Below are 11,539 nucleotides of genomic sequence, written 5' to 3' on the forward strand. Positions count from 1 at the left end.
GATGTCCCTATATGTGCAGGACATCGGCTTTTGTTCATATTCTTTCACTTAGGTATTAAATTTTGACATAAAACTTAGAGTACTACATTTTTTAAAAGTAATAAAATTACCTATACTAAATAGAAAAGGGTTCATACTGTACATTTTAAAATATTAATTAAGCACTAATATTTTGATTATGCGCCGCTTCACTTTTGTGGGAAACATAACTATGTGCTATCATTCCTAACATTATTACAAACATACCACACCAAGATAAAATAGAAGGAAATGAAGAATGTAATAAAATTAGTTCTCCGATAACGGCAAAAAGTACCTCCATGGATTGTGTTGCTTCAACAGTTGCAAGTTTCTGCATATCTCCTTTAACCATATCAGTCGCTTTAAAAAATAAGATAGTTGCAATTAAACCCGAACAAATAGCAACTAAAATAGATTGCATAGTTTGTTCTTTACTAGGCACTCCTGCTGTAAAAAGACCGTACAAGGATAGTAACAACCAAAATGGCAAACTAGCTAATGTCATTCCAAGGACACGTTGATAAGCATCTAAACGATCTCCACAAACCTCCATCATCTTACGATTCCCAAGTGGGTAAGCAAAAGAAGCTATAATAACAGGGATAATACCTAACAAAATATCTTTGACAGCAAGCAATTTTGCTTGTTCCATTTGCATAAGGAAAATACCAAGAAGAATAATCAATGACATACCCATACCCTTCATTGGGATTTCCCCTCTTTTCTTAAGAATTCCATCTGGTGTTTGAACGGTTTGAATAAAAAGAGGAGCTAACAAAGATCCTGATATAATAGTAATTTGCCATGTCCCAGCAATTATCCATCCTGGTGCATGTGCAGCGGCAAAGCATAATGGAGCATAAAACAGACCAAAACCTACGAAACTCCATAAAAACCATGATCTTAAATTCTCTCTCATAACTTGTAATAATACTTTTAATTTTTTCCTACTCATAACAAGAAGTAAAAGAAATGGGAGCATGAAAATAAACCTTAATGAGGCACTCCATATCCAGCTACCACCTGATAATTCCATTGCTCGATTCAATATAAATGTGAAAGCAAAAAAGAAAGCAGCACATATACCTAAAAAAATAGGGCGCAAATTTCTCACCTCAATCTGTTTCATAAGTTAATAATTCCCCGAGGCTTAACCAGTTTTGTTCTACAAGTTGTGCCGTTGTTTCCTTATCTTTATTTTTGCATGCTTCTATAATTTGCTGGTGTTGTTCTACTGATTTTAAACCATTGATAGAAGTGAATTGAGAAATTTCAAGACGTTGAATCTTAGATATACTTCGTTCTAATGCACGAATGATTTCGGGATTTCCTGCCACATCTAAAAAAACGTTGTGAAATAACTCATCAGCTTCAATTGCTTTTATAATATCCTTTTTCTCAATAGATAGTAATAAGGCTTTGTTACTGAACTCCAATTCTTGAATATCTTCCTTTTTAAGTAATGGTACTGCTAAACGGGCAGCTAATGAATGTAAAGCAGCTACTACAGTAAATGCGTGTTTCGCCTCCTCAAGATTTAATGGTGCAACGCGAGTCGCTGAACCAGGAATAGACTCAACAAGTCCTTCATCTTCAAGACGTTTTAGAGCCTCTCTAACTGGAGTACGACTAATTCCAAATTCTTCTGCTAACTCTTTGTCATTTAAGCGTTGCTCTGGTTTTAACTCTAGTGTAACAATTGCTTTTCTCAAAGTGAGATAAACTTCATCTCTAAATGACATACGTTTAATGGGTTTAATAATTTCTTTTTTCATAAAACCAATATATCGGATATTGGTTTTATGGTCAACTATATTTTTTTAAATATATTTCATCAATCAACCCGTTCCAAAAATGACCGTTTAAGGAAACCTATTTAGTACTAGGGGTACCGCCAACCAAATGACATAAAACCCACGCTAAGACATTTTTTAGAAGTTGCAACTTTGATTTCCGTACGTTAAGGGTTTTCTATGCCACAAAAAGACAATAGATAGCCTAGAATATTTCGTAACAAAAAACAAAAGAAAAAAGTAATCAAATTTATTTTGACTACTTTTTTCGGAATTATAATAAAGGAGAAATTAGACGCATTAGGGATTCCAGTATTCGTTTTTGAATACTACGTTTTTGAAACGATTCCCATCGAATTTCAGTTGAATAATTAAAGTCCTTTTCAAAATCACGTTTAATATCAAGAACTGTCTTAGATTCATAAAGTACGCTAATGATTTCATAATTTAGTTCAAAGCTACGGACATCCATATTTGCTGTGCCAATTGTTGCGATTTTATCATCTACAAGTACAATTTTAGCGTGCATAAAACCATCTTTATAGCTGTAAATTGAAGCACCGGCTTTTAGAAGTGGTGTGAAGTATGATTGAGATGCTTGATCACTCATGATTCTATCTCTCTTACCTGGATATAGAATGCGTACATCTATTCCAGCTATTGCACTTAAACGTAGTAATGTTAATGTTTCTTGATCCGGAATGAAGTAGGGTGTTGCGATCCAAATTGATTTCTTAGCAGAACCTATAACAGCAAGTAAAGTATTACGAATACTTGTATCATCTGAACTTGGCCCACTTGCTACAATTTGAACAGCACCTTCTGCATGAGGATTTTCTCTATCTGGAAAGTACTTTGTATTCATAAATTGATTCCAAGAATAAGTATTTAGACTACTAGAGGCATAGAGCCAATCCTCAAGGAATACTGCTTATAATTTGTACAATGCTTTTCCTTCTATTCTTAAGTGGCTATCACGCCAAATTGGGAATTTTTTAGAACGACCAAGATACTCATCTCCAACGTTGAGTCCACCTGTAAAACCAATCTCTCCATCTACAATGACAATTTTACGATGGTTACGATAATTTACTGTTTCAAGTGGCCATGGCGAACGAATGGGATCAAATGCCACAACCTCAATTCCTGCATCTTTCATGGGTTGTAAGAAACGATTTCGTAATAAATTGCTTCCGATCCCATCATAAAGAAAGCGTACAGTTACACCAGATTTTGCTTTCTTTATTAATGCATCTCGAATTTTTTTACCAATTTCATCTGCTCGATAAATAAAGGCTTAAATAACAAGCCAACAGAACAAAAATCACGTATCACACATTCATATAAATGTAAATCATCAGGAAGTAGTTGATTAGCAGCAAGAATATCTTCATACGCTGCGATTTTATGTTGAAATAAAAATCTTGGTAAGTTCATGCGCTTTGTCATAAACTCAATATGCATTGGAATGGATGTTTGGCACTCATCCCATTTGTATCAACTTGTTTCTTTAAATCAGCCACACAAATATCTCTTAAGTATTCATGTTGAAGTGTATAAGCAGAAGCAATCACATTATCCGCTGGAATTAATGGTACTCGTGTTTCAGCTAACATGTTATATACTTGGACAACTTCATCCAACATTCATCTGTAATCAGCTAATTTACGTTTTACTTTATCCTGGTTCACAGTTCCATCTTTATTAAGAAGTAGCTGTGACCAGAGCACTTTAAATATTTCATTATGATCTACTATGTTATTTTCCGTCAGTAACACCACCTATGTAATTTTTGCACAATAAAAAGAGCAACCAATTAGTTGCTCTCAAATGACAAAAAACCGTTATCCTAATACATATAAATATACAGGGTTTTGGTTTTAAAATAGGAATTATAAAAATCATAAAAATTTTTATTTTGGTGTTTCCGCACCTTTCAACGTACAATTGAATACAACATTTATATATTCTCATCTTGTTGTACGCTCAAAGGAGGGAAACCCTCCCAAAAATCAGCGTTAAATATTTAATTGTTTACATGTGGATTTAATGCCACATCATTATAATTACACATATTTAACAATAAAACACATCTATTTTTTCCTCTATGAACGCAAATATACATAATAAAAGAGCAACCGTGCATCAGTTGCTCTTAAACGATAAAAAGCCCTGCATCCTAAATTATAGGAACAAACAGAGCTTTTCACCAAAAATGAAAATATAATATGTATGTACAATTTCTAGTGTTTCCGCACCTTTCAACGTACAATTGAATACGACATTATATATTTTTAATCTTACTGTACGTTCAAAGGAAGGGAAAACCCTTCCCTGTATATGAAGTTAATATTAAAACATGGAATGAGCGTCCACTTAATTATTTTCACATAATTTCATCACTTGAATGTCTATATTTTTTCCTTATAAGATGAAAATAAATATTTTAAAAGAGCAACCATGCAACAAATCCCTACCCAAAACACCAATACATACTCGTGAATAATAACACCACAAATTAAAAATATAACTGCTATTATTACTAATAGTGAATGTACTACACGCAAAAATAACCTCTCCTTATCTCATTGGAAAACCATTAATATATTATTATTTTATTTAGCAAACAGATGGTTTCCAATTTGCGCAACAGTTTGACGTGTTGTAATCCATTTGTCAGTCGATGTTTGAGGATTATAGAAATAAAGCCAATCAGAATTTGTTCCTTTTGAAGTGAGAGCCTCTTCTACTGCCATTCTTGCTTCCTGTGTAGCAGGCTGATTAATTCTACCATCTGTAACAGGAGTAAATGCATAACCATTTTTAATGGGTTCATAAATTACGTCTGTAATTGAATTTGGAAAACCATTTGCGTTAGCACGATTTAATACTACCTTTGCCACTGCAACCTTGCCTGCATACGGTTCTCCTCCTGCTTCTGCATTCGCTAATCGAGCCATTAAGTCCACTTCTTGAAATGAAATTCCAGTATCAATCTTTAAGTGCTGACCGACAAAAATTTGATTTTCATCTACGTTATTATTTTGTTTAATCGATTGTATTGAAACCTTATATTGTTGTGATATAGAACTTAATGTATCCCCGTTTTTCACTTGGTAAATTGCTTGATATGTATTAGTTGATTCTGTTGAATTATTTTTTTGAACATATTCGTTTGTAGTTGACGATCCTGGAATTGTTAAGCGTTCTCCAATATTAATTTGATCATTTACCTTGCTATTAGCTTGTTTAATTGATTGCACGGACACTCCATATTGTTTACTTATTGCTTCTAGGGTATCATTCTTTTGAACCGTATAAACCGTTGAAGCCGCAGCCCCTACTGGATTTGATACTATTGTAATCATTGCAGCAGATAATGGTAACCAGGTTTTAACCTTATATAACTTCATTCGAAAAATCCTCCTAAAAATTGTTAAGTGCTCTTAGTATGTTTAAGTTAAAAACAAATCAAGCTAGTTATAGCGTAACAAAACATAAAATATAAGTCATTGCATTTGTATTTCTATTTAATAATTTAATTATATATACTATTAAATAGAAATATCATTGTTAAGTTTCAAAAGAACCAGCGAATCTGCTCTAATTATCAAATTAAATATAGTGAATATAGAGGGATACTTCAATTTTTAAAGAAAAATTAAAACCTACCTTGAAGCTATAAGAATTTCAAGGTAGGTTTTTTAATACATCTCATCTTCTGTAGTTATACATATACGTAATTCCATTTTAGCTTTAATACGAATAATAATTCGTTCATACACAGGGTTTAACATAATTTTAATAGCCTTTTATTGTTTGCAAAGATACCTTCACTTCACAATTTTTTGTCTAATTGCCATTACAGCTGCTTGTGTACGATCTGTTACCCCTAATTTTTGGAGAATTTTATGAATATGAGTTTTGACCGTTCCTTCCGAGACACAAAGAATTTTTGCTATTTCATGATTTTGTTTCCCGTAGGCTAATAATTGTAAAACATCAATTTCTCGCTTCGTTAAAGCCTCAGTATATTCGTTTTCTACAATATCTTCCTGAGGAGCATTATCATATTTCAGAAATTGTGCAAAAGCATGATTTGCTGTCGTACTATTATAAATCATGGCTCCTCTATTCATGGCACGTATACCATCTAACATTTCCTCTGTTTCTGTATCTTTTAATATATAACCAACTGCACCGGCGCGAATGCCATCTAGGACATATTGTTGTACATCAAAAGTTGTTAATAAAACAACCTTAGTATTTGGTAATTTATCCATAATATTTTTAGTAGCCTCAATACCGGATATATCAGGCATTTGAATGTCCATAATAACCATATCTGGAACTGTCTCTAAAGTTGCACTAATTACCCCCTTCCCATTTTCACACTCTCCTATTATCTCCATATCATCTTGCATACCAATAATATAACATAGTCCCTTTCGAACAAAAGGTTCGTCATCAGCCAGTACAATTCGAATCTTTTCTGCCATCATTCTCCTCCATTCTTATGAATTGGAATCCTCACTTCCACACGTAATCCATTCGGTTCATTTAAAGTAAAAGAACAACTACCTCCGACCGACTCACAACGCTTTTTCATACCATTCAGACCAAATCCCAATTCTAATTCCATATCTCCCTTAAAAATGCCATTATCAGCAACTGACAAACTTACTACTCCACCTATTTCTATAACACTTACAACAACAGAATCTGCATGTGAATGTCTTAAAATATTCGTTAAAGACTCTTGTAAGATACGATATAATATTGTGCTTTCTTCCATCGTCCACTCTGATATTTTTTCACCGTGAATAAACTCTATTTGTAATAGTGAGTTTGCCTGAACTTGTGAAATTAATCCTTTTAATGAAATAAGTCCAAGGTCCTTTTCATCACTTGTCCAATCCCTTACAGCAGTTCGGATCTCTTCCATCCCTTTACGTGCTACTTTTAAAAGATCGTCAACAGATTCATTTGCTGCAGTCGGGTTTTTTTTTAACATAATTTTAAGCGCCTGTAATTGAATAATCAGTGAGGTCATTTGATGTCCAAGTCCATCGTGAATTTCTCTTGCTAATTTTGTTCTCTCTGCAAAAGCAGCATATCGCATTGAAAGTAAAGTTGTTTCTTGTAGTTCAGCATGAGCTTCATCTAATTCTTTTAACTGCTTTTGATTTTTTTGATATGCTTCCTTTAGCTTAGACGTACTACGAACCGAAACATAGATACCAGTTATCATTAATATTTCTTGATAAGGAAACAGATTAGAGCTTATAAATAAAATTAAAATTATGCCTGTTATACCAGATAACACAGTCGTAGTTCTTGCCCACTTTGGTTCAGCCGCAGCAAGAAAAATTAGAAGTGGTAATAATACAAGGTTGGGATAACCAGGATAAAAAAAATGTACTATACAAGACAATATTACTAATACAGAGAAAAACAACAAATATTTGATTTCATTCCAACGGTATTTAGGTGCATTTAACATCCATAGATAAATTGCGACAAATATACTACATACCCATATTGCAAAAGTACCGTAAGGTGCAAAGATTTTATAAAAAAACAGACACAATAAAATACTTCCAATTGCATTTCCTACATGACTACCAATAAATTCATAAAATGTTTTTTCCATATTAATAGTACCTCACACCCCTATTTATTAAAGCATTATATTTCCCCATAAAGATAAATTTTTTATTTACTGGGGGATTGTATCACCCTTATGATTTTAGAACATCTACCTTAAAGTGGATCTTTCAAAACGTATTCTATCTATAGGTAGCGTGTTGGTTAATGACAAAAGTATCTTTGGTTTTGAAAGTACAGCTACTGAATATCGAAATGATAAAAATTGGTCTAAATTCGATGAAAATGAGGGAAAGATTTTGGAATTGAAACTCTAGTAATACATATTGAAAATAAAACAGTAACCTTTTTTAAAAATAGGTTTCATTACGTTTAGAATTAAGAAAAGGACCAGTACAATATGTAGGGTCCTTTTCTTGAAATAATCGTTATTTTACAGCTTCTTTTAATTCTTTCCCAGCTTTGAAAGCAGGTACTTTCGCTGCTGCAATTTGCATCTCTTCACCTGTTTGTGGGTTACGACCTGTACGAGCAGCGCGTTCACGAACTTCAAATGTTCCAAATCCGATAAGCTGTACTTTCTCTCCGTTAGCTAAAGTGTTTGTAATTGCATCTAAGACAGCTTGCGTTGCTACAGCAGCATCCTTTTGTGACAATTCTACTTTTTCTGCTACATTTTTTACTAATTCTGTTTTATTCATTATCGTCACTCCTATAAATATACGTGAATGAAATTATAACGAAATTAATAATTTATTGCAAGAATGTTATATTTCATTACACGAATTAAACGCTTGCCATTGCTTATGATTATATAAAATAAAGGTAACCTAAATTTCTTATTACTTGATACAATAATCAAGATTAACATTATGGAAAAGGTAAACTGTTTACCTTTTCGTTACAAATTAAACAATTGATTTATTCGTAACATTATCACTATACATTAGTCGTTTAATCATTTATTTCCAAAGCAAGTTTTAAAAAAGTCTAAAACAGCTTCTTTTTGTAATGACCATGCTTAACCACTTGTCGAGATTCTATCTCTTCACATCCCCTATTTAGTATATCTTCTGAAATATCTACAACAATTGTATTAGTTAGTACACTTACTACATATCCTTGAAATTTCAATTTAGAATCATCTCGATATGTAAAGCGAACAAGATCTCCTTTATTAGCGTTGGGTAATTTGCACATATAGACCTCCTATCCAATCATCTCAACTATTCCTTCAAAACATCCCTTGGAATTTTATAATCATCAATTGAGTTGTTTTCTTTTTTCTACATTTTCTAAATGAAACGATAAATGAATGTCATTCATGTGTATGAGTATATACATTGTCTTGATAAAGTTAAAAATGAGTTTTCTATTTCAAAATCGAGCATGATCCTCTTTTTACACTATATATTAAGTCTATTTTCTTAAATATTAATGTCCCTCCTCGAGGGCATGATGAGGGGAGCATTAATATTTACAAACTATTTTTTAAAATTTAGCGCAATATACGCTTCTGGCTTTTTTTGATTTGCTTTTTCTGCTTCCTTTCCATTCTTAAAACACGAATTGTTAGAAAAGCGAAACCAAATGGTGCAATAAGAATAGAACTAATAAATAATCCAATAGCAAGTAAAACTTGTAAAATTAGGTGTGTAATAACATTACTTTTACGAACAGTTTCTTTGCGTTTTTTATTTATCATATTTCTTATTTGATAATAGACCATTCGTGAAAACGGATATAAGATTGCATTAGCAATAAGTAACAGCATATAACTTATTTTATTAGTAGGAACGAATCCCCAAAAAATTAGAAATATTAATACTGAAATTAAATAACTTGTAATTAAAAACTTAATATCAAAAGATCGAAAAACACTAATTATAATCCTCATTTGCTCATACCTTCCTTATTTTAGAACCACTGTTTAAAGCAATCACTAATGAAAAATAATTGCTTCATTCAAATAATATTGTTTTAAAAAACTCATAGTAAAAATTAACTTAATGCTATTGGATATCTCTAATTTAAAAACGCGCCTTTTAAATAGAAAGACCCCTCAATAGTATTGAGGAGTTTTCTTAGTAAACATGTCATAAACTAATGCTTATAATCAGAAAGTATGCATTCTTCCTTGAAGATATGGGAATACTTATGGATTAAATATATTATTTCATGAAAATGATTTTTGAAACGATATAAAATTTCCTGTTACAAGCAAAAATAGATTTACTAAAATTTATTCTCACATGTTAAAATGCATATTTATATTTCTAGCATTATTATTCTCTTGTACTCTTCTCTTTAATTGTTTTTAGGATGTTTTAAATACGTATTATTAATCTTGTCAAAAATGCTTCTTAATTAGATACTAAAAAACACGCATATTGTATATGCGTGTTTTTTAGTATACAAATTCTTTAGGCACATGAGACGGATACCAAAGAAAAACTTCTTATATATATTCTATCAAAGTAATTTCCCAAAAAAACTAATAAATTTTCTCTTGATACGGAAATTTTGTATCACTTTATCCTCATTTTTTTAAAATCAATCTTTTAGAATAAACAAAGATACATCATTGATTCAAATAATAACTACTCTCCTGTATCTAAGTTTTTCATGTTAGCAAAAACAAGGTAGGAAACAAGATAGATCCTTTATTTATATTGGAAGAACCCCTTCTGGCTAGGAGAGCAGAAGGGGTTCACAATAAGGGATCATTTTGTCGCAATTTGTAAGGAGACAAAATATTTAGTTGTCAGGTATTATTATTACACATATTTCTTTCGATAAGTGCTCTTAAATTTCCTTATTAAAAGCAAAAATGAAAACGTTCAACAAATACTATTATGTTATGATTTTATTGTAGAGATGGGAAAGCAATATTAGATATTATGACACGGAAAAATAGCCGATACTCAAATTGAGTATCGGCTATTTTTTTGTATTCATATAGACAACTCACTAAATTAACAAGTTATATTAACCCTACATATTAATTTATATTAAATAGAAATACCTCCAATTTCAATTGGAGGTATTTTTAAAACACGACGGAACAGTTAGTATTCTCTTACTACTTGAAGAGAATACTATTAATTATCCCATTAAATTATATTTAGTACATTATGGTCATTATAAGACAACGTGCTTATTAAAATATAAAAGATATTATTTTTCAGTATTCAATAAAGATTTTCCTACCATAGCAGCAGCGATCCCACCTAGGATTGGAGCTATAATGAATACCCATAATTGAGAAATCGCTTCTCCTCCAGCAAATAATGCTGGTGCAAGGCTACGAGCAGGATTCACAGAAGTTCCTGTTAATGAAATACCCAATAAGTGCACTAACACTAAAGTAAGACCAATTACAATTCCAGCTAAATTTGCATTACCCTTTTTACCTGTTACAGCGACAATAACTAAAATAAAGACGAATGTTAACACAAATTCAACTAAGAATGAACCAGATGCCCCTAAATTTCCAAAACTATTCTGACCTAAGTTATTTAATGTCATACCCGATGATTTTAAAATAGTTACTAGTGTTACAGTTCCTAATAAAGCACCTAAGATTTGTGCCATTACATAATATGCAAGTTCCTCAGCCGTCATACGTTTATTAATAAACATGGCAATAGATACCGCAGGATTCACATGGCAACCAGAAATTGTACCAATGCTATATGCCATAGCAACAATTGATAATCCAAAGGCCATCGCAATTCCTAAAATACCAATCCCTTCTACTCCACCACCTATTACAGCTGTTCCAGTTCCAAATAGTACTAATACAAATGTACCAATACATTCAGCAATTGCTTTTTTTATCATGATTTTCCTCCTTTAAATATGCATAAAACTAAATTTAATAATGGTTTAAATCGTTTCATGCTAATTAAGTTCTCTTTAAAAGAACTACAAATTAAATAGCACTCACTTTTACTACAAGTGAATGCTTTTTAACTTGTATTGAATAGATACTGAACTTGAATAAATACATTGCAGTTCATAAAGAACTCAATTAAATTATAGCAAACACAAAACAATATTTTTGCTACATTTTTTCCGGCTAAGCAGTAAAAATGTAGCAAAAATTATTTACTTAG

At 31.7% G+C, this 11,539-nt stretch carries 11 protein-coding genes and 1 pseudogene; all 12 read right to left on the reverse strand.

Features of this window, described 5'->3' with window-relative positions; all coding sequences use genetic code 11:
• Positions 1-157: 157 nt before the first annotated feature.
• Positions 158-1,150, reverse strand: a complete 993-nt coding sequence (locus QCI77_RS29655) for a DMT family transporter (RefSeq protein ID WP_353826018.1) — start codon at positions 1,148-1,150, stop codon at positions 158-160.
• On the reverse strand, positions 1,137-1,796 hold the full coding sequence (locus QCI77_RS29660) for a GntR family transcriptional regulator (RefSeq protein ID WP_353826019.1): 660 nt from the start codon (positions 1,794-1,796) through the stop codon (positions 1,137-1,139). Before QCI77_RS29660 ends, QCI77_RS29655 begins: the two co-directional genes overlap by 14 nt.
• A gap of 292 nt (positions 1,797-2,088) precedes the next feature.
• A pseudogene (gene cls, locus QCI77_RS29665) lies at positions 2,089-3,108 on the reverse strand (cardiolipin synthase); the annotation flags it as partial.
• Positions 3,060-3,263 carry a hypothetical protein gene (locus QCI77_RS29670; RefSeq protein WP_483299000.1) on the reverse strand — a complete coding sequence of 68 codons (204 nt, stop codon included), beginning with the start codon at positions 3,261-3,263 and terminating at the stop codon, positions 3,060-3,062. The gene QCI77_RS29670 and the pseudogene cls, both read right to left, overlap by 49 nt.
• Entirely contained in the window at positions 3,260-3,460 is a 201-nt protein-coding gene (locus QCI77_RS29675) for a hypothetical protein (RefSeq protein ID WP_353826020.1), read from the reverse strand. The genes QCI77_RS29670 and QCI77_RS29675 overlap by 4 nt, the downstream gene beginning before the upstream one ends.
• 969 nt (positions 3,461-4,429) lie before the next feature.
• A complete protein-coding gene (locus QCI77_RS29680) occupies positions 4,430-5,227 on the reverse strand; it encodes a cell wall hydrolase (protein WP_353826021.1) in 798 nt (265 codons plus the stop codon).
• 420 nt (positions 5,228-5,647) lie between these two features.
• A complete protein-coding gene (locus tag QCI77_RS29685; RefSeq protein ID WP_353826022.1) occupies positions 5,648-6,313 on the reverse strand; it encodes a response regulator in 666 nt (221 codons plus the stop codon).
• Positions 6,313-7,467 carry a sensor histidine kinase gene (locus tag QCI77_RS29690; protein WP_353826023.1) on the reverse strand — a complete coding sequence of 385 codons (1,155 nt, stop codon included), beginning with the start codon at positions 7,465-7,467 and terminating at the stop codon, positions 6,313-6,315. The genes QCI77_RS29685 and QCI77_RS29690 overlap by 1 nt, the downstream gene beginning before the upstream one ends.
• A 382-nt stretch (positions 7,468-7,849) precedes the next feature.
• Positions 7,850-8,122 (reverse strand): HU family DNA-binding protein, encoded by a 273-nt coding sequence (locus tag QCI77_RS29695; protein WP_097811950.1) that lies wholly within the window; start codon positions 8,120-8,122, stop codon positions 7,850-7,852.
• A 289-nt stretch (positions 8,123-8,411) separates the two neighbouring features.
• A complete protein-coding gene (locus QCI77_RS29700) occupies positions 8,412-8,621 on the reverse strand; it encodes a DUF2187 family protein (protein ID WP_000335215.1) in 210 nt (69 codons plus the stop codon).
• Positions 8,622-8,919: 298 nt separating this feature from the next.
• Positions 8,920-9,318, reverse strand: a complete 399-nt coding sequence (locus QCI77_RS29705) for a hypothetical protein (RefSeq protein ID WP_353826024.1) — start codon at positions 9,316-9,318, stop codon at positions 8,920-8,922.
• 1,280 nt (positions 9,319-10,598) lie between these two features.
• The gene (locus tag QCI77_RS29710) at positions 10,599-11,264 is read right to left on the reverse strand and encodes an aquaporin (RefSeq protein ID WP_000591169.1); all 666 of its coding nucleotides are present in this window, start codon (positions 11,262-11,264) and stop codon (positions 10,599-10,601) included.
• Between the last annotated feature and the right edge of the window lie 275 nt (positions 11,265-11,539).

It is taken from the genome of Bacillus cereus group sp. MG9 (assembly GCF_040459995.1).
GTDB classification, from domain to species: domain Bacteria; phylum Bacillota; class Bacilli; order Bacillales; family Bacillaceae_G; genus Bacillus_A; species Bacillus_A mycoides.